Genomic DNA, 26,623 nt, shown 5'->3' on the forward strand with positions numbered 1-26,623 from the left:
CGGCGGGACTCACGCGGAGGCGAACTGCGCGGCGGTACGGCCGTTGCCGGCCGGCCCCCCGTACGCCTGCGCGATGTCCAGCCAGCGGTCCGCCTCACTGCCGATGGCGGTCAGGGCGAGGTCGTCGCGGTGCCTGCGCCGCGTGACGAGCAGGCAGAAGTCGACGGCCGGACCGGTGATCCGCTGTTCGGCGTCCTTCGGGCCGAAGGCCCACTGAATGCCGGACGGGGCGGTGAGTTCGAATCGGAACTCCTCGGCCGGGGGCTGCTCGCCCCGGACGAGATAGCCGAAGTCGCGGGTGCGGGTGCCGAAAAAGGCCACATGGCCGATGCGGTCGGTGAAGGTCCGGGTGATGCCCAGGCCGTCGCGGACGTCCTGTCCGTGCGCGAGGGTCTCCATCATCGCGGCGGCGGCCAGCACGCTGGCCGGGATCCACTGGGTCAGCCACGGCACGGTCTCGCCCTTGGGCACGGCCGCCATGGCCTCCGCCGCGCCGGTCCGCTCGTCGCGCCAGCGCTGGAGCAGCTCGGGCACGTCAGCGGCCACGTACTCGGCCAGCTTGGCGTCGACCGAACCCTGGAAGTCCACCTTGGCGGGCGCCGTCTCGGTCTCGAACGCGGCCGCGTCGGTCGCCGAGACCCGGCACAAATGGAGGATGAACGCCAGGTGTGCGATCTGGTGTTTCACCGTCCAACCGGGGGCAGGCGTAGGGGTGTTCCACTGCTCCGGCGTCAGCCCGGCCACGATGGCGTCGAGTTCATCTCCCTCCGCCACCAGGTCGGTGAATACGTCCTGCATTGCGGTCACGTTCCCATTCCTTTCGACGTGCCGGGGCATGCGGGAATTCGACGTGCTCATACGAGATGCATGTATGGGGTCGTCACATGGAATCCTGACGCCTGACACCTGTCATTCGAGATGGTGTGCCGCATTTGCAAATGCGGTCGTGGCGGCACCCCCGGACTGAGCCGATCTGGTCGTTGATTCTCCGGGTGCCTGTTCCAGGTGACTTCTCTGTACTTGCTTTCGTCCCTGGCCCCGGAGGCGATCACAGGGCAACACCCAGAATTTAACGCGCGAGTAATCTGATCTTGCCCGCGCGGCGCCGGCTGCGGCCGCCGGCGCCGACGGATCGTGATCTTGCCTACAAAACCGCAGGTCAGATGGGTACCATCGAGACATCGATTCGGTCATTCGTCGACAAAACCACCGCAGTCCGTCATGGCCGGACCGCTGCCGAAACGATCACAAGTAAACTGAGCAGCCCTGACAAGGGTTTTCCCGTGCGCTGTCCAGAGACCGCAATCTAGAAGATGCGGCGCTTGTCGCACAGCCGAACGATGTCTCTACATGAAGCGCCGACAGTGGATCATTCGACCGGGCCCGGCCACCGCCGGGAAGTCGATGCGGATCATGACCGAAGTGCACCGCGCGACGCAGCAGCGGCGGGCGGGCACCTGGGCCTCATGAGCACCGAAGGCGCGGGGACCGTGCCCGTCGCCTTGCAGCGCCACCCGTGAACGATCGAAGTCGACTCGCAGACGAGGAGAACCTCCGTGCACCGGGACGTTCGGACAGGTGACGAGGCACGAAGCGCGATTGTGGAGGCAGTTGCACACACCGTGACCCCCCGGGCAGCGCTCCCCGGAGGGCCGTCCGGCCCCGCGCGGCCGGCTGTCCGCCGCCATCCGCGCGGCGCGGCCCGGCACACTGCCGCATCGGCCGCACGGCGCGACGAGGCCCCTGCCGCGCGGCCCGGTCGCCGCACCGCGGCGGCTCGTGCGAACCGCCCGGCCCCGGCCCGCGCGGTCCCGCCACGGACCCGCGCCGGCCTGCGGAACGCCCCCGCCCGAGCCCCCCGGTCCACCCGCTCCCGGCAACGGATCGCCGGCGCAAGGTCCCTCCCGCACCGGCCGGTTCTCGCCGGTCCCGCCGCACCCCGGCACTTCGGCCCCAGGGCCGCCCGCACGACGCCGTCCGCGCCCACCGGCGCACCGACCGGCCGTCAGTTCGCCCTCCGGCGCTCGCCCTTGTCGGCCCACCGGCCGGCCGCGTACGCGCACGGCGCAACGATCCGCCACCTCGCCGCGGTTGCCCCGCGGGCACCTCGACCCGCCGCGCAGGCCCTCGCGCCGCGCGGCCGCCAGGAGGTGCCGGGCAGCGCACCGCGGCCGCAACGGCGGTCCCGCCGCTCGCACCGAACCCCGGCGAGGTGACCGCGATCCAGGTGGTGCTCACGAAGCCGCTGGTGGAGCCCGGTTCGCTCGGGTCTCGGAAAAAAGAGGCCGCGACAGCGATGACTTTCCGGGCCGAGATGAGTCCTTGTTCTGTGATGACGCACGTGCCGACACGTGGTCGCACCGACCGTGAGGCCAGAGCGTCGGACGCAGGCGGCCAGGAGCCACCCGCCGCCGGCGCCACGACCAGGGCCCGCGCCGATCAGACCACTGTGCCCGCCACTTCGTTGCGAATCAGCAAGTGAGCCGCCGGGGTGATCCGACGGATCGACCGCCCCGTTCCACGAAGAACAGGTACGGCCTTGTACCCGAAACAGTCCGATCGGGAAATTTTTGATGGGCCATTCCGTTCCGCGCACACGTCACGCACTCGCCACATCCACGGTTGGGGGAAGCCGGATGCCTGTTGCAGCAGAGGTAGCGATCGAGCGGACAATCAACATCATGTGGAACCGCCACGCCGAACCGCTCTCGCTGGAGGAGCTGGCGGAGGAGGCCATATTCAGCAAGTTCTACTACTCGCGGGTCTTCCGTGACATCACCGGCACGTCACCGGGGCGGTTCCTGAGCGCGATCAGGCTCTTCATGGCCAAGCGGCACCTGCTGGAGACCGCCTCCAGCGTCACCGACATCTCCTACCGGGTGGGCTACAACAGCCTGGGCACGTTCACCAGCCGGTTCACCCGCAGCGTCGGCATCTCGCCGGCCAAGTACCGCTTCCTGGCCCGCTGCGGCATGCCGCAGCTGACCCTGCCGGCGGCCTGTACGGACCAGAAGACCTCCACGGTGACCGGCAGGATCCACATCCCGGAGACCGCGGGCCCGGTCCGCGTCTACGTGGCCGCGTTCAACACCCCGATCGTGGAGGGCCTTCCCCAGTCCTGCGACATCCTGGAGGACTCCGGACCGTTTCATCTCACCGTCCCCGACGGGCTGTGGTTCGTCCGGGCCGCGGCCGTCGCCCCGCACGAGGACGAGGATCCCGGGCCGAAGATCCGTATGCCCCGGCTGATCGGCTCGGGCTGGCCGGTGAAGGTCCGCGGCGGGCGCGTGTACACCTCGGACGTGCAATTGCGTGCGGTCACTCCGTTCGATCTCCCGATCCTGCTTGCGCTCCCGGAACTGGACGGCCCGCGGGCGGTGGACGAGGATGCCCCGCTTGCCGTCGCCAAGTAGGACGGCCGGCCGGCGGGTGCTGCCCGCGACCGACGAGGTCACACCGCGGGGACCGGCCATGACGTGGCGGAACCCCGGTGGACGAGGACGACGGGGGGCCAGGGCGTACGGTCCTGGCTCCGCGCGGGTACGGCGGTCCGGCCGGTGCGACAGCGCCCGGCCGGCGATCGCGGCATGTCGTACCACGGCCCGCCGACGGCCACCGGCGGGCCGTTTCCGGCTGTCCGGCGTCGTCCCTGCGCCGCGGGGGCCGGCGGTGGCATGCCGTGGCCGCGCGGCGGTTCCGCGAAGCCGGACGTCCTCGTGTGTCGCGCCGCCGTACGGCCGGTCGGGCCGTGCGGCGGCGGCAGCGTTCGCGCCCGGCGCGTCGCGGGCGGGTGGACCGGGTGACCCGGGCGACCGGGTACGTCCGTCACCACCAGGACGCCGGCCGGATCGCCGGCCAGGACCTCGGCCACGTCGTCCGCCAGGGCGTCCCGGGCCGCCGGAGCCTCGATGCCGGCCGCGGTGCGGCAGACGCTCAGCAGGCGTGCCACAGCGGTCCGTACGGCCCGTACGGACCGCCCCGGCAGCGCCGGAGCGGACGGTTCCGGACGGCCGTAGAAGGGCTGTTCGGGGCGGTGGAGAGAGTGCGATCCGGAATCGCCCGCAGGAGGCCGCGGAGGGGTCGTTGCGGGGTTACCGGGACGGCCCGGCACCAGCGGCCGGGCCATCGGCTGAAGTGCCGTCAGCGGGCCGCGGGCGGCCGGCCGCGGGGTCCGGCGGGCAAAGGGATGCGGTACGAAGTGCCAGGTGTGTGAGGACACGGGCCCCCCTCGGTGTCTATCCGGGTCCGTCACACGAGGGCGGCCGTGCCGGCCCGCCGCCGCGAGATCTGCCCGCTGGCCTGGAGCCAGCGCACGGTGTCGGCCATGGTCCGGTCGACCGGACGGGCCTCGATGCCGTGAGTGGGCGCGCCGGCGGCGACCGCGGTGGCGTGCACGGTGGTGTAGACGGCGCCGTACTCGGCGGGGATGTGCCAGGGCCAGAACCGCTGCAGGATGTCCGCCATCCGGCCCATCGGCAGCATCGGCCGGGCCGGCATGAACATCGCCGGCAGCCGGCGCCCCGTAGCCTGGCGGACCGCGTCCAGGTACTGACGTGTCGTCAGGTAGCGGCCGGGACCGAAGAACCGGTTCTCGCCCTCCAACGGCCGGGTCAGCACGGACGCGTGCAGCGCGGCGGTGTCGCGGACGTCGCCGACCGGGAAGCCGCCCAGCGGCCAGATCGGCATCAGCCCGCGCAGGGTGTCGCGCAGCCGGGCGGCCTGGTCGCCGGTGTGCGGGTCGAAGGGACCCAGCAGCGCCGGCGGGTAGGTGATCACCACAGGCGCGCCCTCGGTCTGGTGGCGCCGCGCGACCTCCTCGGCGGCCGCCTTGGTCGCCATGTAGGTCTCGCGCGGTCGGCCGACCGGCGAATTCACGTCTATGGTGCGGCCGTTGGCGGGCCACATGGCCGCCACGGTGGAGACGTAGACGGTCCGCTCGACGTCGGCGCGGCGGGCGGCGCCCAGGACGTTCTCGGTGCCCTGGAGGTTCACCCGGCGCATCGCGTCGGCCTTGCGCGCGTCGAAGGAGTACACCGAGGCCGCGTGCAGGACCGCGTCGGCGCCACTGACGAAGGAGGCCACACCCGCCGGGTCCAGCACGTCCCCGACGCGGACCTCGACCTCGTCCGGTTCCACGCCCAGCGGGCCCAGCGCCCGGCCGACCGCGTCCTTGTCGCGGACCAGAAGTCGCACGTGACAGCCGGCTCGCACGAGCGCGGCCACCGAGTGCGAGCCGACAAAGCCGGTCCCGCCCGTTACGGACACCAACATCGCAACTCCCCTCCCCCAGCGACCGCCGGCGGTTCCCGGTCTTGTCACGATTGTCCTGGGCGAGGCCTGCCTTGGGCTTCTCATGGAATGCCCGTTGTTCACTAACCTCTGCCCGGTCGTCACCGGCCACGGAAGTCGCCGTCGGCATCACCGGCATCACCGGCCACTTCGGTGCCGTGCGGCACGGGTGCACCGGGAGGACGGGCGCGACCGTACCTTCCCCTACCCGGATATCGGCCACGGGATGCCCGCGGTGTGCCGGGCCCCGGTGGTGGCGGCGCGGGAGCGGCGTGCCCGGAGCTGCCCGGGTACGGCCGCCGGTGCCGCCGTGCCGCCGTGCCGCCGTAATGCACGAAGCACCGGTGACGGGCCCTCGGCCCGGTCCCGGTGCTCGCGGTGCGGTGCGGTGCGGGTCAGCGCAGCTTCTGCAGCCCGGCGCTGGTCAGCAGGTAGCCGGGGGCCACGGTGTTGGCCTGCGCCCGGACCAGCTCGACCACGGCGGCGCCGGCGGCCTCCGCGGTGAGCGGCTCCCCCATCTGCTTGCTGTACTGCTCCTCGGTGATCCCGCTGCGGGCCGCGTACGCGCGGGACGCCGAGCGGCCCAGCTCGGTCACCGGGGTGATCCGGGGCAGCACCGCGGTGAAGGTGATGTCCAGGCCCGCCAGGTGGGCCTCGTCCTGGGCGTAGCCGGTGATGAAGCGCTGAGTCGCCTTGGAACCGGCGTAGCCGCCGCTCAGCGGCGATCCGGCCAGGGCCGCGCCGCTGCTCACCACGACCACCCGGCTGCCCGGGCGCAGCGGCTTGAGCAGGATCTCGCGCAGCCAGTGGAACGCGATCTTGACGTCGGTGTTCCAGTTGGCCGAGAACGACTCCCAGGTGTGGTGCTGCAGCGGGCGCATCAGCGGGTTTGCGCCGGCCACCACGATCACGTTCGCGGGCTCGTGACGGTCGATCAGGGCGCCGGCCACCGGCGCCTCGCTGGCGTCGGCGATCTCCTGCTGAATGGTTCCTGCACCGTTGGCGGGTTCGCGGAACTCACTCGGGGTGCGGGAGACGGCGATCACCGGGGCGCCGGCCTCCGCGAAGGCGGTGGCGATCCCGTGGCCGAGGCCGCGGCTGGCTCCGACGACGATGGTGGTCCGGCCGGACAGGTCGCTCATGATGTCCTCCAGTTCAAGGAACGGGTCGGGGAGCGGGTGAAGGGGCACGTCGATGGGCTGGTCATGGAGTTCGGTCACGGGGGCGGTCGCAAGGGATGCCCCGGGGGATGTTCCATGACAAACCGGCCGTCCCAGGACGACATACGTCGTCCCGGGTACGACAGTCATGGGGTCGGCCGGCGTTCTCCGCGCTGTCACAGCGCTCGGGGAGCGTCGCCTTGCCGAGAAGAAGGAGCGAGGAGGGGCCAGAAGGACGGGGGCACGGGAGGCACGGAGCCGCTGGGTAGACCGGCTCCGGCCCGGCGCGGGGGACACCAGGCCGGAGCCGATTGCGGCGCAGCCCGTCCGGTGGCTGGCCGAGTGAGGTGGTTCAGCCGGCGAGGATCAGCCGGCTTCCCCAGTGGCCGAAGCGGCGAAGGCCGGCTTCTGCTGGTGGACGGCCGCGCGGGTGACCGCGACGGCCGACTTGGACGGAGCGGCCAGGGCCCAGATCCAGCCGAGCGCGCACATGACGGCGGCGACGTAGATCGCGGGCTTGAAGCCGTGGATGAACGCGGCGTGGCTGGTGTACGCGCCGTGGTTGTGGGCGAACACCGCGGACAGGATGGCGACGCCGAAGACACCGCCGAGCTCGCGCAGCGCGTTGTTGGTACCGGCCGCCACACCCGTGTCCTCGACCGGGACCGCGCTGGTCACGGCGTTGGCCACGGTCGGGAAGCACATGGCGGTACCGACGCCGGACCACACCAGCGGGCCGACCAGGGTCGGGAAGCCGACGCCGGCCTTGGTGACCGCCGCCAGCCAGATCAGGCCGGTGCCCTGCATGAACAGGCCCAGCACCATGAACGGCTTGTTGCCGATCTTGTCGGCGAGCAGACCGGCGGCGGGCGCGATGACCACCGGGGTGCCGGCCCAGACCAGGATGCGGACGCCGGCGCCCAGGGCGCCGTAGCCCATGCCGACCTGGAGGAGCTGGGTGAGCATGAACAGGGTCCCGATCAGGGACATGAACTGGAAGAAGATCACGAAGTTGGCCGTGGTGAACTCACGGATGCGGAAGTAGTGCAGCGGCACCATCGCGTGCGGGGCGCGCCGCTCCCAGGCCAGGAAGGCGCCGACGAAGGCCGCGCCGACCAGGAGGGAGGTGATGACCTCCGCGTTGCCCCAGCCGATGCTCGGCGCACGGACGGGGGCCCAGGTCAGGCCGAACATACCGGCGACGATCAGCACCAGACCGACCAGGTCGAGCTGCGGCCGGGGGCCGTAGCTCTCGCGGACCTTGGACATGGTCAGCGCCGCGACGGCCAGGCCGATCGGCACGTTGATCCAGAAGATCCACTGCCAGGAGGCGCCCTGGATGAGCGCGCCGCCGACGAGCGGGCCGCAGGAGACGCCCATACCGGTCACGCCGCCCCAGATGCCGATCGCGGCACCGCGCTTCTCCACCGGGAAGGCGTCACTGATCAGGGCCAGGGTGAGCGGCAGCACGGCCGCGCCGCCGAGGCCCTCCAGGGCCCGGAAGGTGATCAGCGTGCCGACGTTGCCGGACAGCGCCGCGCCGACCGAGGCCGCGGAGAAGACCACCAGACCGCCGGCGTAGACCCGGCGCCGGCCGAACCGGTCACCGAGGGCCGCGCCGGTCAGCATGAGACAGGCGAAGGCCAGGTTGTAGCCGTTGATGGTCCATTCGAGGTCGGACAGACTGGCGTGCAGGTGCGACTGCAGAGTGGGCAGCGCCGTGGAGACGACGACCACGTCGAGCGCGGCGATGAAGCTTCCGATGGACGCCAGGATGAGGGTCCACGTGGTGTTAGCGGGCTTTTGGGTCACGCTGGCATTGCCGGCCGGGGAGCCCTTCGCCGTGCCCTGGCCTCGGGCCGGCGGCATGGCAGACGCAGCGTCAGCCCTGCCCTTGGCTTGTGACATATCGCGTCTTTCTCCGTTTCTGTTCCGCCCTGACCGGGCATCCGGACGCCGCGCCAAGCCGACGCCTTTGCCACCGACCTGGCGTGGATTGGTTGGCTGCGAGGGGACGGGACATGCTGCTGATGTCCTCCTGCATGTAAAGACCTGGCCCGTTCGGGAAACTCATCGCCCGTGTCGCCATCCGGTTCCCCAGTCGTACGTGACGCGCGTCACACATGGGTGCGGCCGGCGCCTGGAGGGCGCCGGCCGCAGGTCACCGGCGCGGGCTGCGCGCCGGTTGCTTCGATCGGGTTGTGACGAGTGGGTTGTGACCAGTGGTGCCGTGACCTCCCGCCCCCGTGGCGGGAGCGTGGCCGTTACGGCTTGAAGCGGGTGCCGTTCCAGAAGTTGTCCCCGGCCGTGGTGGCCGACGCGTTGTCGTACTCGTCCTTGAACCGCCACCAGTCCCAGGGGTGCTCGAGCTGGTCCTCCTGGCGGCCGAGGCGGGTGATGTCGAGGTAGTTGTAGAAGTTCTTGAAGATCTCGCCACCACGGTCGTAGATCGAGTACGTGTGGAAGACCTCGTCGCCCTCGCGGATGAAGGAGCTCACCCCGGGCGACTCACCGTTCTCGGACGAGACCTCGTAGTCGTAGTTGAAGTCGCTGCCGAAGGACGAGTACCAGGGGTACGTCCAGCCCATGCGGGCCTTGAACGGCTGGTAGTTCTCGTAGGGCGCGCGCGAGACCAGCACGAAGGTGGTGTCCCGGGCCCACATGTGGTGCAGGTCGCCGATGCTGTCGGTCTGCATCGAGCAGCCGACGCAGCCCACTTCGTCGTCCGGGCCGAACATGAAGTGCCGCACGACGAGCTGGCGGCGGCCTTCGAACAGGTCGAGGAGGGAGAGCCGGCTGCCGTCGGGGCCACCGAAGACGTAGTCCTTCTCCACCTTCACCATCGGGAGCTTGCGGCGTTCCTCCGCAATCATGTCCCGTGCGCGGGTGACCTCTTTCTCCTTCTCCAGCAGGGCCTTGCGCGCCTCCAGCCACTCCTGCCTGGAGACAATGTTCGGAAGGTCTTCCATCAGATCTCCTCACGGGGCGTTCGGCGGAGTCGAACCGCCGAGACCCGACATCCTGGATGACGTGTGGTCCCACGCGCTCCCCCGGTCAGGGACCAATCCCAATCAGACTGCCAGAACGGAATGTGGCCTGCTTCTTCCGTATTGACGCTTCCTTGACCGAACGCGACCGCGCCCCGACAACAACGGAACATTGTCGGGGCGCGGTCGCGGAAGGCGGTCAGGCGGCCTGATCGCGCTGTTTCAGGGTGCGGCGCTGAATCTTGCCGACCGGGGTGCGGGGAATCTCGTCGATGAACTCCAGCCGCCGTATCTTCTTGTACGGCGCGACGCGCTCGGCGACGTAGGTGAGGATCTCCTCCACGGTGGCCGGTTCCCTGGCCACCACGAAGCCCTTGGGGATCTCGCTGGCCTCCTCGTCGGGCACGCCGACGACCGCGGCGTCCGCGACCTTCGGGTGCGTCATGAGGACGGCTTCCAGCTCGACCGGGGACACCTGCTGTCCCTTGTACTTGATGAGCTCCTTGATGCGGTCGACGAGGAACAGCTCGCCGCCGTCGTCCACGTAGCCCAGGTCACCGGTGTGCAGGAAGCCGTCGGGCTCCAGCACCTTGCGGGTGGCTTCCTCGGCGTTGAGGTAGCCCTTCATCACGTGCGGGCCACGGATCAGGACCTCGCCGTTCTGGTTGCGGTCGAGTTCCTCGCCGGAGGAGACGTCGATGATCTTGACCTCGATGTTGGGCGTGTTCTGGCCCACCGAGGCCGGCTGCACCGGCGTCTCGAGCTGCATGAAGGACACCAGCGCCTCGGTGAGGCCGTAGCCCTGGGCCACGTTGCAGCCGAGCCGGTCGCGGCACATCTGGGCGATGGCCGGGTCCAGCGCGGCGCCGCCGGAGACGATCATGCGCAGCGTCGACATGTCGAACTGGTCCACCTGCGGGCTGCGGGCCAGCAGGGTGGCGATGGTCGGCACCACCAGCAGGCGGGTGATTTCGTGGTCCTCGACGGCCTTGAGATACGCCCCGGGGTCGAAGCGCGGCATCGTGACCAGCGTCGCGCCCTGCAGCAGGCTGGCGTTCATCACCATGATCAGGCCGAACGCGTGGTGGAAGGGCGGCACTGCCAGCACCTTCTCGTCCTCGGCGGTCGGCGCGCAGGTGCTGGTCTGCAGCACGTTGGCGATCATGTTGCGATGGGTGAGCAGGACGCCCTTGGGGTAGCCGGTACTGCCGCTGGAGTGGAGGATCGCCACCACGTCCTCGTCCGGCTGGATCCCCGGGTCGGCCAGGTCGCCGCCGGCGAGCAGCGAGTCGAAGGACGTGGCACCCTCGGCCTCGCCGAACACGACGATCTCCTCGACCTTGGTCCGCGGCAGCAGCGCCGTGACCTTCTCCATCTCGGACGGCATGGTCACGATCATGCGCGCGCCGGACTCGTTGAGGTGGTTGGCCAGGTCGTCCGCGGTGTCCAGCGGGTTGAGCACCACCGTCGCGGCACCGGCCATGGCGGCGCCGTGGAAGGCGATCGGGTAGGCGGGGACGTTGGGCGCGAGCATGGCCAGCACGTCGCCGCGGCGGAAGCCGCGGGCACTCAGGGAACCGGCCACGGCGCGTACGCCCGCCGCGAGTTCGGCGTAGGTGTACTGCGTGGTACCCGTGACGTCGACGGTCGCCACCTTGTCGCCGTACTCCTGCGCCCGTTCCAGGACGAAGGACGTCAGCGTGGTCTGCGGGATCTCGACCGGCGTACGGGGACTGGTGAAGATCATGACGCCGCTCCGGAGCGGCTGTACGTGCTCAGACCCGGCTGGTAGGCGCGCTTCTCGAACTGCTTGAGGGCGACGTTGATCCACTCGTTGCCGGTCAGCCGGGACAGCTCCCACAGCTTGGCCTGGTCGTAGTCGATCGCCTCGGGCAGGGCGGTGGTCCGGTTGTGCTCGTAGACCTCCTTGGCCAGCCGCAGCGTGGTCGGGTTCTTCCTGACCAGCTTGCGGACGATGCGGTCGGTGGCCTCGTCGAGCTGGTCGGCGGGCACGGTCTTGTTCACGAGCCCGAACTGCTCGGCCTGCGCGCCGGTGAAGGTGTCACCGGTGAGGATGTAATAGAGCGCCTGCTTACGGGGCAGGTTGTGGGCCGTTGCCCAGGTTGCGCCGCCGGCCGGGAAGATGCCGAAGTTGATTTCGGAGAGCCCGAACGTCGCGTCCTCGGAGGCGACCGCAAGGTCGCACAGACCGGTCACCAGCACGCCACCGCCGAAGGCGAAGCCGTTCACCTTGGCCACGGTCACCGCGGGGAAAGCCTTGAGGCGCTTGAACCAGTCCAGCGCCACCAGATTCGTACGGTAGAACTCCATCGGGTTGTCGAACGGCTGGAGGAAGCATTCCTCCAGGTCCATTCCCGCACTGAAGCTGTCGCCGTTGCCGGTCACCACCACGGCACTGACGTCGCCGGCAGCCTCGATGGCGTCCAGGACCTCGTGCATGTCCCGGTGCATCTGCGGGTTCATCGCGTTCTTCTTGTCGGGCCGGTTCAGGTATATCGTGGCCTTGGGCCCGTCTATTTCGAGGTTCAGGGTCTCCAGCGTAATCATGTTCGAGTTTTCCCTTCCTCAGAACGAAGTACACGCTCACCCGGCCATGGCGCATTGTGAGCCGGGGAGTATCGGGCCGCATACGCGGAAGCGTCTTCGCTGGCACCGACCCCCGCGCGTAAGAGCATCACATGAGCGTTATCCGGTTGAATTCTTCGAGCTTGCTCGGCTGATCCGGACCGGTTGCGATGCCCTCGTGTACTCGTCCCGCTGTGCCCACTAATAATCAAACGGACACTCGGATCACACGAACCTCATCCTTGCCGAAGGTGCCCCGGAGCTGGCCCGGAGCCGCCTCGGAGCTGCCCCGCAGGGGCTCCGCGGCCACCGGGGTCAGTTGCCCGCGACCCACAGGGAGTGCAGGCCGTGGGGCACCCGGGCCGGCAGCGGGACGACCGCCACGGGCTCGCCGGTGAAGTCCTCGGTGTCCAGGACGACCAGCTCGCTGCGGTCGGTGGCGCTGTCGTACACCATCGTCATCAGCCACCCGTCGCCCTCGGGGGCGATCGCCGAGCGGGGCACGAACACCGGTTCGCCGGCCTCGCGGCCGGGGCCGAAGGAGTGGACGTCGGTGCGCATGGTCCACAGGTCGTGCCGGATCAGCGCCGGGCCGCCGAGCGCGGCGCCCTGCTCCGGGCGCACGCCCACCGACCAGGTCCAGCGGTGCTCGGCGCCGGCCCAGCGCTCGTCGATCCGCGGGAACTCCTCGACGTCGGTGAACAGCTGCTCCTCGACGACGGTGCCGCTGCGGCGGTCGATGGTCCAGCTCCACATGGTGGGCAGGGACTCGCTCGGGTGCAGCGGGTCGCGGTCGAAGGCCCGCTCGTGGCGCACCACGTGGACCACGATCTCGTGGCCGCGCTCGAAGGCGTTGACCGCGTGGAAGACGTAGCAGGGGTCGATGTCCATCCACAGCACGTCGGCGTCGCCGCCGTCGCGCGGCAGCACGCCGAGGCGCGCGCCGTGGCCCTCGTCCCATACATAGGGGACACGCGAGCCGGAGGCGGCGGCCTGCGGGCTGAACGTCACCGGCAGGTCGAACAGCACGATGTGGCGCTCGGTCAGGGCCATCGAGTGCATCATCGGGGTGCCCTTGACCGAGATCGGCTCGGCCCGGCGCACCCGGCCGAGGGCGTCGAGGGTGAGCAGGGAGACGTGCTCCAGCTCGTGGTAGTACGCGACCGCGTACACCTCGCCGGTGAGCGGGTCGACGGCGGGGCGGGCGGAGAAGCCGTCCGGGAGGGTGCCGTCGAAGTCGATCCGGGCGACCGTCTCGAGGTTCCGGCCGATCTGGTGCGGCAGGACGCCGCCGTCGCCGAGCGCCAGCACCTTCCCGCCGAGCTGCATCAGGCCGGAGTTGGCGTTGTCGGACAGGCCGAACCGCGGCCCGGGGGTGGGCAGTTCGCCGAACGCGGCGGTGACCCGGTCGGTGCGCAGCCACCGGTTGCGGTACCACTCGGCGCGCCCGCCGCGCAGCCGCAGGCCGTGCAGCATCGAGTCGCCGGCGAGCGCGTGGTCGACCGCCGGGTCGTGCTTGCCGAGGGCGTTGGGACCGACCCGCAGGAACCGCCCGTCGAGTTCGGCGGGCAGCTGCCCGACGACGGGGAGGTCGTGGGCCGTGGTCTCTTCGCGGACCGGACGATACGCGCCAGTCAGAAGGTGTGTGGTGGACTGAGCCTGGGGGGAGAACATCGCTGGCCGCCTTCGCATATCGCCGTTATATAACGCTGTTGTTGTACAGATTGCAGGGGCCGTGGAATGATGTCAAGGGTGAGCCCCCGTCAAGTTGACCCGAAACTCAGCGCGAACCTGATCGAGGCCGCCGCGAAGCTCCTCGCCGAAGAGGGGCCGCAGGCGCTGTCGACCCGTCGTCTCGCAGCGGCCGTCGGGACCTCCACCATGGCGGTCTACACGCGTTTCGGCGGCAAGCAGGACCTGATCCGGGCCATGGTCCGGGAGGGCTTCCGGCTGCTGGACCAGCGGATGGGCGCGGTCGGCGAGACCCCCGACCCGGTCGCGGACATCGTGGCGCTCGGCTCGGCGTACCGCTACAACGCGCTGGAGCACCGTCACTTGTACGGGGTGATGTTCAACGGCTCCGGGCTGGTCGGCTTCGCGCTCACCGAAGAGGACCGGCAGCACGGCCGCTACACCCTGACGCACCTGGTGGGAGCGGTGAACCGGTGCATGGAGTCGGGGCGGTTCCAGCCCGGCGACAGCCAGCTGGTGGCCCATCAGATGTGGATCGCCCTGCACGGGCTGGTCACGCTGGAGCTCGGCGGCTACCTGGTCGAGCCGTACGACGCGACCACCGTCTTCGAGGCGCAGGTGTGCGCGATGATCGTGGGCGCCGGCGACGACCCGGACGACGCCTCGATGTCCATGAAGCGGGCACGCGAACGGCGGGACTGACTTCCCGATTCCAGTCCCGCCGCTGGTGCGCCGATACTCCGTGCGCTCCCGTGCGCGGTGCGCTGATGGCTGTTCAGAGGACGCCGCGAAGCCCGGTCCGACCACGCGACGTCAGGGGCGTCAGAGCCGCTGGAGCGGCGTCAGTTGTTCCATGGCGCGGTCGGGAACCACATGTACCCGAGCCGGCCGAGGACCCGCAGCTCCCAGTAGGCCAGCGTGAAGGCGCCGGCGATGAAGAAGGCCGAGGCCGTGACGCTGGCGATCCGGCCCGGGCTGGCGGCGAGCCACCGCTGGACGCGGCCGCCGGTGCCGTAGGACAGCAGGATGAAGAGCAGGCCCATGACAACGATATTGCCGAGGGACTGCAGCGAGAACGCGACCGCGCCGTACGCGGGGTTGTGGGTCTTGGCGGCGTGCCGGAACAGGTCGCGGAACAGCGGGTAGGGGCGGCCGACGAGGAAGCCGCCGATCAGGGCGCCCATGACCATCAGGGGCGCGTTGGGGAACCGGCGCGAGATGCCGGCCAGCGGGTCCTTGATCATCCCGGCCGAGGCCAGGCCGAGCACGACCATGGCCAGGCCCACCAGGCCGAAGGCGATCATCGACTGGGCGGTGCGCGGGGAGATGCCGGAGGTCTGGGCGGTGGAGAACTGCGGCATCCGGGTGCCGACGATGCCGACGATGATGCCGTAGATCGCCGAGACCGGGATCATGCCGGCCGCCACCCAGCCGAGCGGCTTGACGGTGCTGACGAACCGTTCCTTGCGGGTCTGGTGCTGGCCGACCAGCGGGCCGACCGCGCCGAACGCGGCGATGTTGCAGGCGGTGAAGGAGCCCGCCATGCCGGTGACGAAGGCGAACAGGATCCCGGACCCGATGCTGCTGATCTGGGTGGTGTTGGCGTCGTGGCCCAGGATGCCGTTGGCGGTCTTGAAGCCGATCTGGTCGTCGACCAGTTGGGCGGACCACAGGTAGGAGATGACCAGCCCGGCGATCAGGCTGAGCACCAGGAGTGCCACGCGGTGGCGCGGGAAGAAGCCGGTCACGAACAGCGAGGTCTGGCCACGCGTGCTGACCGTGCCGGGTGCTGCCATTTCGATATTGGTCACGCTGAAGTGCCTCCTTGAATCGGCTCGTACTGGGGACTGTTGGTACGTGCTGATCCCGGCCGTGCGGACCTCGGCCGGCGGTACTGCTGGAGGTGCTGAACGTGCTGAGGTGCGGTGGTGCCGGACCTGCTGAGGTGCTGCGTCACCGATGTGCGGTGGTGCCGATGGAGCGGTGGTGCTGTGTCAGCCGACGGCGCCGCTGCCCGTCCGCATGACTTCCTCACCGATGTCCTCGAGCCCTCGGGCTTTCGTCTCCGGGCCGATCCACAGGAAGATCACCGAGGCCAACAGGAGGGGTATGGCGCCCACCACGGCAGTGGTGGTGATGGAGGGGACCGACGCGGCCGCGACGGTCAGTGCCAGGATCAGCACACCGCCGGCCTTGGTCATCCCCGCGGCGAGTCCGGTCCCGCGCGAGCGCACCAGCGTCGGGTAGACCTCGGCCGCGTAGCCCGCGACCACGGCCACCACCGAACTCACGCCGGACAGGGGGACGATCAGCAGAAGGGAGAGCAACGTGTGGTTGTGGGCGAGGGAGTTGCCCGCGACGACGAAGCCGAGCAGGGCCACGCCGGTGATCGCGCTGACCGTGACGAGGGTCTTGCGGCTGCCCCATACCCCGTACATCCAGGCGACCACCACGGTGAGCGGCAGACCCAGCACGGCCGCGTTGCGGATCACGTAGTCGGAGTTGACCGCCGAATAGCCCAGGTGCTGGAGGTTGGTCGGCACCCAGAGCTGGAAGCCGTAGGTCATCAGCCCGACCCCGATGCCCAGGACCGTGATGGCCGTGGTGGTGCCGGTCAACGGGCGGCGCAGCAAGGTGAGGTAGCTGCCGTGCTCGACGGCCTCGCGGACCTCCTCCTCGCCCGGCTCGATCTCCTCGGCGACCGCGCCGTAGCGCTTCATCACCGCCTCGGCGTCCTTGGTGCGGCCGCGGGCCAGCAGGAAGCGCGGGGACTCCGGGATCCAGCGGTTGAGCGCGAGCAGCAGCAGCCCGGTGGGCAGGCCGATCAGCCACAGGATGCGCCAGCTGTAGGTGGGGGTCAGCCGCGCCGCGAGCCAGCTCGTGATGACGTACGCGCCGGCGATGTCCCCGCCGATGAGCACCATCAGCCACCCTCGATGCCGGGACGGAATCGTCTCGGCCACCAGCGTGAAGGTGATCGGCAGCATGCCGCCGGCGCTGATGCCCATCAGGAAGCACATCATCAGGTTCCAGCTGAAGCCCGGCATCGCGCCGCAGATCGACGTGGTCACGAACATCATGCCGGCCAGGATGATCGAGGCCCGGCGGCCGATCCGGTCACCGAGCCAGCCCCACAGCCAGGAGCCGACCACCGTGCCGGCGATACCGGCCAGCGGGAGCCAGGAGACCGGGATGTGGCCGTGCGGGTTGGCCGGCGACTTCAGCCCGTACTCCTTGGCGACGCCCGGCGCCACGAACGACAGCGTGGTGGGCTTCATGACGTCGATGGTCACCGCGAGCGCCATCACCAGCAGCAGCGCCACGTGTTGGGCGTTGATCGGCGCGTCGTCCAGGGTACGGACCCGGATCCGCGTGGTGGCCTGCCGGATGGCCTCACTGCCGCGGGGCACCAGACCGTAGGTGACCATGAGCAGACCCACGACGATCAGGATCATGCCGATGATCATGGGTGCGTCGGGCGTCATGCCCTTGAGGCTGTAGTGCATGTCGCGGGCGCCGATGTACATCGGCAGGTGGAGCAGTACTCCCGCCGTACAGGCCAGCGCTCCCAGCCAGAACACGAGCGGATGCTCGAAGCCCCCGCCCTGGGTCCCGCGCTCTTCCCGTGTCAGTGCCATGGCCGTCCCTCATCTCTTCGTCGCGTCCATGGATGGCACGCCGTGGCCCGGCGCCCGAGCCATGATGAGGCCCCGCGCGGGTCCGGTTACTTCTTCCATATTGCTCAAATCGCAGGCAGAGCAGCACGTCAGCGGCCCTTTGCCCGGTCCGGACCTGTGGTGTCGCGGGCTCCGGGCGCGCATACTTCGCGCCTCGGACCGTCAGCGCCCTTCCCGGTCCGCGCGACCGGTCGCGGGGCGCCGCTTCGCCCTGCCTCCGTGCACCCGGCGGTGGCTCCACACCAGCAGCCCGAGCACGATCAGCCCGGACAGGATCAGGCTCAGTCCGGTGCTCCAGCCGGCGAACGGCAGCCCGTCGACAGCGCGTGCGCCCCAGACCGCACCGGCGCCGATCAGGGCGAGACCGGTCAGCACCGTTCCGGCGATCCGCAGCGCCGATGCCACGCTGGCCTCGGCGGCCTGCGTCGCCCGGGTCCGTACCGGCTCCTCGAACCGGGCGACAGCGGGCACCGCACGCGCCAGCAGCACCGTACCGGCCAGGACCAGCAGGAGGCCGGGTCCGGGCAGCACCAGCAGCAGGACGCCGAGCAGCAGCAACAGGCCGCCGGCGGTGCCCAGGAGGATGCGCTTGGCCGGATGCAGTCGGCGCGCCCGTTCGGCCGCGGAGTCCGCCCGCTCCTCGGAGGACGGCTCGGAGGGCCGGTCGCAGGACGGCTCCCTGCCGTCCGCCGGCTCCCGATCCGGCGGCTGCGGTGGTCCGGACCCCTTCCGTGCTGCGCTCACCCGCTCACCGTAACCGCGGCGCGGCCCAGGAACGGGGAGGAGCCTGTCCCCCGCGCGGTGTGGTCGCGGGGAACAGGCTCCGGTTCAGGCGGGCCGCGGGATCGGTGAGCTCAGCGAGCTCAGTGGCCGTAGCCCAGCGCGAACAGGTGCACGGTGCCGGAGGCACCGGTCACCGGCAGCGCCACGGACGCGACGGTCTTCGTCGGGTCCAGCGGGACCTTCACCGAGAAGACGTACGCCTTCACGGTGTCGCGGCCGCCGCTCCCGGTGTTGCGGTAGGCGGTGGTGACCGCCGTGGTGTTCCCGGCGACGGGCTGGCTGCCGCCGCCGTTGAGGGTCCAGTCGGAGAAGGTGACGGTGGCCGTCGATGTGGTCCCGTCGGTGTACGTCACCGTCAGGTCGCCGGGCACGCCCGAGCCGTCGGTCGGGGCGTTGGTCGCCGCGCCCAGCAGTCCGAGGAAGGCGCCGGAACTGCCCGTCGGCTGCGGCAGGGTCTGGCCGGCCACCTCCAGGTTGTCCGGGTGTCCCGCGGCCGGCGTCGGCCAGGTGTACGTGATGCCGTCCGCGGTGACCGTGCCGCCGCCGGTGACGCCGGCCGCGGTCAGCGCGTTCTGCGAGTACGCCCAGCCGCCGTCGTCGAACCCGCCGCTGAAGTGGGTGCCGTCGGGGTAGATGCCCTCGTTGGTCTCGTACGGCCACAGCTCGCCGGGCTTGGCGACGGCGACCCGCAGGGTGGCGCTGCCCAGGCTCGCGCCGCCGTTGTGGTCGGTGAGCGCGAAGGTGACCGGGTAGGTGCCCTCGGTGTCGCCGGCGGTGACCGGGACCTGGGCCTGGGCGCTGCCCGCGGCCGGCACGGTGACCGAGCCGGAGGCGGTGCCGACGGTCACCCCGGACGGGGCGGTCGCGGCCCAGTCGACGGTGACCGGGGCCGAGCCGAGGTTGGTGAGCTTGAGGACGCCCTGGTCGGTGCCGCCGGGCGCCACGATCAGGCCGTCACTGGTGGGTCCGGTGGCGGCGAGCACCCGGCCGCCGCCGATGGTGTCGGACGGCGGGACCGCGTCGGAACCGGTCGCCCAGGTGGTGTCGGGCGCGGTGCCGAGCGTGAAGTTCATCGTGCCGGCCTTCTCGAGCTGGCCGAAGGTCAGCCAGGAGGAGTTCCACGCCGTGCCGCCGACGGTCAGCGACTGGACGTAGGGCGCGTCCGGAGCGGCCTGCGGGGCACCGATGGTGATCTGCTTGCCGTTGCCGAAGGTCAGCTGCGCGGCCGGGAAAGCAGGGCTGCCGAGCACCAGCGTGTCGGTGCCCGGGGTCTCCGGGTACATGCCCAGCGACGACCACACGTACCAGGAGCTCATCGCCCCCAGGTCGTCGTTGCCGAAGGAGCCCACCGGCGCGTTGAAGTACAGCTTCTGCTGCGCCTGGCGTACGGCGGCCTGCGTCTTCCACGGCTGCCCGGTGTAGTCGTACTCCCACGGGATCTCGACGCTGGGCTCGTTGCTGAGGTCCGCGTTGGTGCCGGACGGGTCGGCGATGTTGCTCAGCAGGCTGTCGAGGTACGAGGAGTACGCCGCGGTGCCGCCGCGGGCCGTGATGAGCTGGGCGAGGTCGAACGGGACCATCGGGGTGTACTGGGCCGAGGTGCCCTCGACGAAGCCGTTGGAGGTGCCGGGCGAGAAGCCGCCGGCGAACTGGCCGTCCTGGTTCTTCGCCTGGAGGTAGCCGGTCTGCGGGTTGAAGACGTTCATCCAGTCCTGGGCGCGGGTGGCGAACTTCTGGTAGTCCGCGGTCTTCCCGAGCGCCTTGGCGAGCGAGGCCAGGGCGTAGTCCGCGGAGTCGTACTCCAGCTGGGTCGACACCGGGCCGTAGAAGTTGCAGCAGCCGTAGCTCTGGTCGAGCGGCAGGTAGCCCTTGGCGTCGCGCACGGCCTCACCGGGGCGGATCTGGTTGGCCGCGGTGGCCTCGTGCTCCATCGCCTCCAGGGCGTGGGCGGCGTCGAAGTTGCGCACCCCGAAGGCGTAGGCGTCGGAGATGATGCCGTCGGCCGGGTCGCCGACCATCACGTAGCTCTCGCCGTTGTTGGACGCCCACTTGGGCAACTGGCCGGTCTGGTCGTAGCCGTTGACCATCGAGGTGACGATGTCGCCGGTCTGCTGCGGCGCGACCATCGCCATGAGCTGGGTCTGCGAGCGGTAGGTGTCCCACCCGGAGTAGTTGGCGTACTGCGCGCGCTGGCCCTTGCTGAGGGTGTGGACCTGGTTGTCCATGCCCATGTACTGGCCGTTGACGTCGGAGAAGGTGTTGGGGTGCAGCAGCGCGTGGTAGAGCGCGGTGTAGAACTGCGCCTGCTGGTCGCTGCTGCCGCCGCCGATCCGCACTCGGCCGAGCAGCTCGTTCCAGGCGTCGTGGTTGGCCTGCCGCATCGCGTTGAAGTCGAAGTTCTTGGCCTCGGCGGCGAGGTTGGCGGTGGCGTTGGCGTCGCTGGTGTACGAGATGGCGACGGCCGCGGTCACGGTGGGGTTCTTCGAGGTGTCGAAGTTCAGGTACATCCCGTTGGCGCCGGTGACCGGGGCGCTCGCGTTCGGCGCCGCGGAGGCGCTCGGGGTCGCGGACGCGCTCGGCGTGGCGGACGGAGCGGGGGACGCCGCGCTCTTGCCGCCGTGCACGGTGGGCGCCGGGCGGGCCGGCACGGTGAAGTGCGGCTCGTGCAGCTCGGTCGACGGGTGCGAGGCCGGGGTCTGCTGCGGCCGGCCCAGGCTCAGCGAGGTGGCGTCCGGGTTGATGGTGCTGCCCACCCAGGTGCCGCTGCCGGTGAAGGACTGGTTGAACTTGATGTCGAAGTGCACGGTGTAGCGGTTGTTGGCGCCGCAGAAGTGGCCGCTGTCCACCGAGCCGCTGACCTCGTGGTCGCTGACGACCTTGACGCGGGTGCCGTCCACCTGGGTGGCGCCGCTGCTGAGCTTGAGCAGCAGGCTGGACTGGGCGCCGGCCGGGAAGGTGAACCGGCCCAGGCCCGCGCGGGTGGTGTCGGTCAGTTCGGTCTTGATGCCGTTCCCGTCGGTGACCGCGTAGTAGCCGACGCCGGTCTGCTCGTCGGTGTGGCTGAACGTGGACGTAACGGACGAGAGGTTGCCGGACAGCGCGCCGGTGACCGGCAGGATCGGTACGTCGCCGGCCACGTCGCAGCCCGGACCCGACAGGTGGGTCAGGCTGTAGCCGGAGATGCTGCTGTCCTTGTACTCGTAACCGCCGCCCTGTGTGCGGTGGGGGGAGGTGTCGGGGCCCCACTGGAGCATGCCGAAGGGCATGTCGGGACCGGGGAAGGTGTTCACCGCGCCGGACGTTCCGATGAGCGGGTTGATCAAGGACGCCGGGTCCTTGACCAGTTCGGGCCCGGACGCCGCGTGGGCGGTGCCCAGCGACGAGAGCGGCAGGGCCGCGACCCCGAGCACGGACAGCACCGCGAGGCGCCGTCGGAATCTGCCGCTGGAATCGCCTGTACCCGAACGCCGTTGTCTGACCACAGATTGCCTCCGCAGTTCGTGCCTTGCGCATGGCGTCGCCAGGGGGCGGATGGCGCCCCCGATCGACAACGTTGTCGGGGCAGTGGTCGTTGACAACGTTGCCAACCCGCACGAGCGTTGAGTAGAACGCGGGGGGTGAGGGTGTGTCAATGAGGCGGGCGGGGAAGCGCGTTGACTTCACTCCCCCGGCCCGCACGTTTCAGGCGAGGCTGCCCGCAATCGCCCCGGCCTGTCGGCAAAAGCTCCCCGGCGGGGCCCTCGTACGGGCCGCCGCACGTACGGCAGCGCGGCGGAAGCGGGCCGCACGGGCCCGGCGGGGCACACTGGGGGCGTGGCGGAGAAACGGAGTGCCGGGATCCTGTTGTACCGGCGGCGGGAGGGCGCGGAGCCGGAGGTGCTGCTCGGGCACATGGGCGGGCCGTTCTGGGCGCGGCGGGACCAGCGGGCGTGGAGCGTGGTCAAGGGCGAGTACGAGGCGGACGAGGCGCCGCAGGACGCCGCGCGCCGCGAGTTCCGTGAGGAGTTGGGGCTGCCGGTGCCGCCCGGCGACCTCGTGCCGCTGGGCGAGGCCCGCCAGGGCAGCGGCAAGATCGTCACCGTGTGGGCGCTGGAGGGCGACCTCGACCCGGACCGGGTGGTGCCCGGCACCTTCACCATGGAGTGGCCCCCGCGCTCCGGCCGCACCCAGGAGTTCCCCGAGATCGACCGCGCGGCCTGGCTCCCGCTGGCCGACGCCCGCGAGCGAATCGTGGCCGGCCAGCGCGTCTTCCTGGACCGCCTCGCGGCCCGTACGGACGCCGGCTGAGGCGGGCGGCAGCGGCGCGTGGCCGGAGCGCTCCCCGTGGACTCGGGAGGCGGTGGCCGCGGTGCCGCGGCGCGGCTTCGCGCCGGCCTGCCTGTGGCACTGGGACGGCCACGCCTACCGGCCCGTCGACCGTGAAGCGGAACCCGATCGGTGGGCGACCGAGGTGTACGGCGGCCCGGACGATCCGGCCGTCACCCAGGTCGCCGACGGCTTGCCGACCTCCAGCCTGTCCGCCCAGGCCGTGCACCGCCGCGTCCCTGCGCCCGTACGTCCGGCGCACCTCCCGCAGTTCCACCGCGAACCGCGCCCCGCGCTCGTCCCCCGCCTGTGCGCCCGGCTCCTTCTTCCCGCTGCGTGCCACGGCCGTCCTCTCTGCTCGCCGACGTCTGCGCCGACGTCCCTCGCCGACGTCCGCGCCGGCGTCCTCGATGTCCCTTCCTCGAAGCTACGGAGCGCCCGCCCCCGCGAACCATGACGTCATCCGGCGTCTTGGGGTGGGGTTGTCCCCATCGTGCCCGGCAGGGCGGCACGGAGACCGGCCGCACCCCGACCCCGACCCCACCGCTGATCGGGACACAACGGACAAACGACCAGGCGTACGGTGTCCCACCCGTGCGGTTACGTCCCCGGCGGCCCGCATGCCCCGTCTGTCCGGGAACGGGCGGCGATTGGAACGGCGGGCCCCGCGCTCCTTATGATCCGGGGTCCCGGACCGGTCAGTGGTCCGCGCACGCAACCGTGCACGACAAGGAGCGCACGGGATGTGGCGTGCGGAAGGCAAAGGGGAGGGTCATGAGGGTGGGGCGGAACACCGCGGCGGCGCACCGGAGGAAACCCGGGGTGCGGACGTGGGTCGCGGCGGGGGCCGTGGTGGCGGCGGCGACCGGCGCGATCGTGGTGCTGTCGGGTACGCAGTCCGGGGTGGTCGCGGACGGCCTGGTCCCGACGTCGGTGCGGTCACTGGACCTGTCGGGGTCGGGCAGCCAGCGGGTGCTGCCCGAGCGCACCACCAAGCCGTTCAGCATGGTGGGGGTGACCTGGACCAACGCCCGCTCGGCGCTGCACGGCAGCGTGCAGGTGCGGACCCGGTCGGCGGCCACTGGCACCTGGACCGGCTGGGAGGCGATGGCGCCGTCCGACGAGATACCCGACCCGGCCGAGCGCGACCGGCACGGGGTGCGCGGCGGCATGTCGCCCATGTGGACCGGGCCGTCCGACGGCGTGCAGGTCCGCGTGGTGGCCGCACACGGCACGGCGGTGCTGCCGGCCGGCCTGACCGTCGACCTGGTGGACCCGGGCAAGCCGCGCGCCGCCGCGCCCGGTTCGGGCGTGGCCCTGGCCGGTTACGCGATGGACGCCACCGTTTCGCCCTCGCCGAGCGACACGCCGACCGACACCGGCGCCCCGACGGGTACGCCCACCGCGACCGACGGCGCCACCCCCACGGACACCGCGACCGCGACGCCCACCGACACCGGTACGGCGACCACCGCGCCCCCGACCACGACGCCGAGCGCGACCCCCACCGCCACACCGACCGGCACGGTCACGCCGACCGCCACGCCGACCACGACCACCCCCACGCCTACGCCCACCACGCCGTCGCCGACGAGCACCCCGTGGCCGTCCCAACTGCCCACGCTGGCACAGGCGTACCCGTCCTGCCCGGGCAGCACCGCCTCGCCCTCCCCGACCCCCGAGCCGCCGTCCCCGATGCCGGCCGCGACGACCGCGAAGATCGCGCCGCCGTCCGTGGTCACCCGGGCCGGCTGGGCCCAGGGGACCAACGTCGAGTGCCAGCGCGAGTCCGGCTACCCGGACTACGGCACCGCGGTGAAGGTGGTGTTCGTCCACCACACCGACACCACCAACAACTACTCCTGCGCCGATTCCCCGGCGATCGTGCGCAGCATCCTGCTGGAGCACCTGCGTGAGAGCTGGCGGGACATCGGCTACAACTTCCTGGTCGACAAGTGCGGCACGATCTTCGAGGGCCGGTTCGGCGGCATGGCGCTGCCGGTGATCGGCGCGCAGACGTACGGCTTCAACACCAACAGCATGGGCATCGCGGCGATCGGCACGTACACCGACCTGTCCGGTGGCGACTCGACCGCGAGCACCTTCACGGGCGCGGCGCCCACCAAGGCGATGGAGGGCGCGATCGCCCGGCTGGCCGCCTGGAAGCTGAGCATGAACGGCGAGAGCCCCACCGGCAGCGCCGTGCTCACCGAGGGCGCCAGTGACTCCCCTCCGTGGAAGTTCAACACCGCCTACACGCTCAACACGATCTCCGGGCACCGCAACGGCTTCGCCACCGACTGCCCGGGCAACCAGCTCTACAACGCGCTGCCGACCATTCGCTCCTACGCCGCCGGTCCGGTCACCGGGCTCGCGGTCACGAGTGTGACCGGCCCGTACGGCGCGCTGAAGTCGGGGACGTCCTACGCCACCGGCACCTCGGCGACCGTCCACTGGAGCACGACCACCCCGGCCGCGGTGATCTCCGGCTTCGACGTGATGGTGGACGGCAAGGCGGTCGCGCACGCGTCCGGCACCGCCACCTCGGCGACCGTGACCCTGGCCGGCGGCACCCACCAGGTGCAGGTGCGGGCCACCCACATCACCGGTTCCACCACGCTGTCGGCGGCCGTGACCGACATCGCCGACATCACCAAGCCGACCTTCCCGGGCGCGCCGAACCTCGGGGTGCGCACCGGCGGCACGCTCAGCAGCACCGCGGTGCCGGTCACGATGACCTTCCGGGCCGCCGACAACACCGGCGTGCACGCGCTGGCGGCCACCTCGCCGGCCGCGGCGACGCTGTCCGCGACCGCCACGTCCTGGGCCACCAACGCCAAGCCGGCCACGACGCAGGTGTTCACGGTCAAGGCCACGGACCTCGCGGGCAACACGGCGACCGCCTCGGCCACCCGGACCACGAGCATCGTCCAGGAGACCTCCACCACCCGCACCGGCACCTGGACCCGCCGGGCGAGCAGCAGTTACCTGGGCGGCTACTCCTACAGTTCCGCGACCAAGAACGCGTCGATCACCTGGACCTTCACCGGCCGCTCGGTCGGCTGGATCGTCTCGCGCGCGTCCACCTCGGGCCAGGCGTACGTGTACCTGGACGGCACCAAGGTGTCCACGGTGGACCTGAAGTCGTCGAGCACCCTGTACCGGCAGGCGATCTGGACCCACACCTGGTCCACCTCGGCCAAGCACACGCTGAAGATCGTGGTGGTCGGCACATCCGGCCGGCCCACGATCACCACGGACGGCATCGCCGTGCTCAACTGACGACCGCCCAGGGCCCTTTCGGGGGCCGCCCGGCGCGCGCGACGGCCGCGGTCCCGGCCCCTGACCGGAGGGGGTACGGGGCCGCGGCCGTCGCGTCTTGACGGGGTGCCGGGTGCCGCTTAGGGTCCGTCCGTCCCGCCGATCGGAAAGTGCCGCGAAACCCCGCGGCGGCCGGGTGGGCCGGGTCGGGAGGTACGGCGTGACGACGGCGGCCGGTGGGGCGGCGGCGGACGCGAGCGGCGGGACCGGGCTCGGATCAGGGGGCGCGCGGGTGCTGGACCGGACCCGGCACGAGGGCCGCCGGCTGGCGCTGACCTTCGACGACGGGCCCAACCCGGTGGACACCCCGCGGCTGCTGGCGGTGCTGCGCGAGCACCGGGTGCCGGCGGTGTTCTTCCTGTGGGGCGACCACGTGCGCGCCCACCCGGAGATCGTGCGCGCGATCGTGGCCGACGGGCACACCCTGGGCAATCACTCGATGCAGCACGACGACATGAGCGACTGGCCGGCGGAGCGGATCCGCGCCGACCTGGCCGCGACCAACGAGGTGATCCGGGCGGCCGTCCCGGACGTACCGATCCCGTACTTCCGCGCCCCTTACGGCGGGTGGGGCCGCTCGCCGCAGGTGGCCGCGGAGCTGGGCATGCGGTCGCTCGGCTGGCAACTGGCGGTCACCGACTGGGAGCCGCCGGGCACGCCGGAACTCGTGCGCCGGCTCGCGGAGGGCGCGCGGCCGGGCGCGGTGGTGCTGCTGCACGACGGCGGCGGCGACCGCAGTCAGACGGTGGCCGCCGTCGAGCGTTTCGTCCCGGACTTCGCCGCGCGCGGCTGGTCCTTCGACGAGCCGGAGCGCGGCTGATTC

The 26,623-nt window shown here is 71.0% G+C and carries 18 protein-coding genes; 6 read left to right on the plus strand and 12 right to left on the minus strand.

Going from position 1 to position 26,623, the window contains the following annotated elements; genetic code table 11:
- Window positions 1-9 precede the first annotated feature (9 nt).
- Window positions 10-807 (minus strand): TIGR03084 family metal-binding protein, encoded by a 798-nt coding sequence (locus ITX44_RS29440; RefSeq protein WP_205360808.1) that lies wholly within the window; start codon window positions 805-807, stop codon window positions 10-12.
- Between the two features lie 1,829 nt (window positions 808-2,636).
- On the opposite strand from ITX44_RS29440, the gene ITX44_RS29445 reads away from it, so the two are divergent.
- Window positions 2,637-3,413, plus strand: a complete 777-nt coding sequence (locus ITX44_RS29445; RefSeq protein ID WP_205360810.1) for a helix-turn-helix transcriptional regulator — start codon at window positions 2,637-2,639, stop codon at window positions 3,411-3,413.
- Between the two features lie 835 nt (window positions 3,414-4,248).
- Here ITX44_RS29445 and ITX44_RS29450 read toward each other — a convergent pair.
- From ITX44_RS29450 to ITX44_RS29480, 7 genes are all read right to left on the minus strand, one after another.
- Window positions 4,249-5,271, minus strand: coding sequence for an NAD-dependent epimerase/dehydratase family protein (locus ITX44_RS29450; RefSeq protein WP_205360812.1), 1,023 nt, complete (start codon window positions 5,269-5,271; stop codon window positions 4,249-4,251).
- A gap of 413 nt (window positions 5,272-5,684) precedes the next feature.
- Complete coding sequence (locus tag ITX44_RS29455; protein WP_307795542.1) at window positions 5,685-6,509, minus strand: SDR family NAD(P)-dependent oxidoreductase; 825 nt, start codon at window positions 6,507-6,509, stop codon at window positions 5,685-5,687.
- Window positions 6,510-6,815: 306 nt separating this feature from the next.
- Entirely contained in the window at window positions 6,816-8,261 is a 1,446-nt protein-coding gene (locus ITX44_RS29460; protein WP_307795543.1) for an MFS transporter, read from the minus strand.
- A gap of 452 nt (window positions 8,262-8,713) precedes the next feature.
- Window positions 8,714-9,418, minus strand: a complete 705-nt coding sequence (locus ITX44_RS29465; protein WP_205360817.1) for a DUF899 domain-containing protein — start codon at window positions 9,416-9,418, stop codon at window positions 8,714-8,716.
- A 217-nt stretch (window positions 9,419-9,635) separates the two neighbouring features.
- Window positions 9,636-11,183, minus strand: a complete 1,548-nt coding sequence (locus ITX44_RS29470; protein WP_205360819.1) for an AMP-binding protein — start codon at window positions 11,181-11,183, stop codon at window positions 9,636-9,638.
- The gene (locus tag ITX44_RS29475; RefSeq protein WP_205360821.1) at window positions 11,180-12,004 is read right to left on the minus strand and encodes a p-hydroxycinnamoyl CoA hydratase/lyase; all 825 of its coding nucleotides are present in this window, start codon (window positions 12,002-12,004) and stop codon (window positions 11,180-11,182) included. The genes ITX44_RS29470 and ITX44_RS29475 overlap by 4 nt, the downstream gene beginning before the upstream one ends.
- 333 nt (window positions 12,005-12,337) lie before the next feature.
- The gene (locus ITX44_RS29480; protein WP_205360823.1) at window positions 12,338-13,696 is read right to left on the minus strand and encodes a carotenoid oxygenase family protein; all 1,359 of its coding nucleotides are present in this window, start codon (window positions 13,694-13,696) and stop codon (window positions 12,338-12,340) included.
- A 78-nt stretch (window positions 13,697-13,774) separates the two neighbouring features.
- Between ITX44_RS29480 and ITX44_RS29485 the strand changes: the two genes are divergently transcribed.
- Entirely contained in the window at window positions 13,775-14,416 is a 642-nt protein-coding gene (locus ITX44_RS29485; RefSeq protein ID WP_205360825.1) for a TetR/AcrR family transcriptional regulator, read from the plus strand.
- A 140-nt stretch (window positions 14,417-14,556) separates the two neighbouring features.
- Here ITX44_RS29485 and ITX44_RS29490 read toward each other — a convergent pair whose 3' ends face one another.
- The 4 genes from ITX44_RS29490 to ITX44_RS29505 form a co-directional block, all read right to left on the minus strand.
- Window positions 14,557-15,525 (minus strand): hypothetical protein, encoded by a 969-nt coding sequence (locus tag ITX44_RS29490; protein ID WP_307795544.1) that lies wholly within the window; start codon window positions 15,523-15,525, stop codon window positions 14,557-14,559.
- Window positions 15,526-15,708: 183 nt separating this feature from the next.
- Complete coding sequence (locus ITX44_RS29495; protein ID WP_205360827.1) at window positions 15,709-17,352, minus strand: MFS transporter; 1,644 nt, start codon at window positions 17,350-17,352, stop codon at window positions 15,709-15,711.
- Between the two features lie 201 nt (window positions 17,353-17,553).
- Entirely contained in the window at window positions 17,554-18,135 is a 582-nt protein-coding gene (locus tag ITX44_RS29500) for a PGPGW domain-containing protein (protein WP_307795545.1), read from the minus strand.
- Window positions 18,136-18,254: 119 nt separating this feature from the next.
- Window positions 18,255-21,593, minus strand: a complete 3,339-nt coding sequence (locus ITX44_RS29505) for a lectin (RefSeq protein WP_307795546.1) — start codon at window positions 21,591-21,593, stop codon at window positions 18,255-18,257.
- A 394-nt stretch (window positions 21,594-21,987) separates the two neighbouring features.
- Between ITX44_RS29505 and ITX44_RS29510 the strand changes: the two genes are divergently transcribed.
- The 4 genes from ITX44_RS29510 to ITX44_RS29525 all read left to right on the plus strand — a co-directional run bounded on the left by ITX44_RS29510 (window position 21,988) and on the right by ITX44_RS29525 (window position 26,620).
- Entirely contained in the window at window positions 21,988-22,461 is a 474-nt protein-coding gene (locus ITX44_RS29510) for an NUDIX hydrolase (RefSeq protein WP_205360829.1), read from the plus strand.
- 52 nt (window positions 22,462-22,513) lie between these two features.
- Entirely contained in the window at window positions 22,514-22,936 is a 423-nt protein-coding gene (locus ITX44_RS29515; RefSeq protein ID WP_205360831.1) for a hypothetical protein, read from the plus strand.
- Between the two features lie 365 nt (window positions 22,937-23,301).
- Window positions 23,302-25,761: an N-acetylmuramoyl-L-alanine amidase gene (locus tag ITX44_RS29520; protein ID WP_307795547.1), complete on the plus strand. Its 2,460-nt coding sequence runs from the start codon at window positions 23,302-23,304 to the stop codon at window positions 25,759-25,761.
- Window positions 25,762-25,960: 199 nt separating this feature from the next.
- Window positions 25,961-26,620 carry a polysaccharide deacetylase family protein gene (locus ITX44_RS29525; protein ID WP_205360833.1) on the plus strand — a complete coding sequence of 220 codons (660 nt, stop codon included), beginning with the start codon at window positions 25,961-25,963 and terminating at the stop codon, window positions 26,618-26,620.
- Window positions 26,621-26,623 lie beyond the last annotated feature (3 nt).

Source organism: Actinacidiphila acididurans, assembly GCF_016918855.1.
Classification (GTDB): Bacteria; Actinomycetota; Actinomycetes; order Streptomycetales; family Streptomycetaceae; genus Actinacidiphila; species Actinacidiphila acididurans.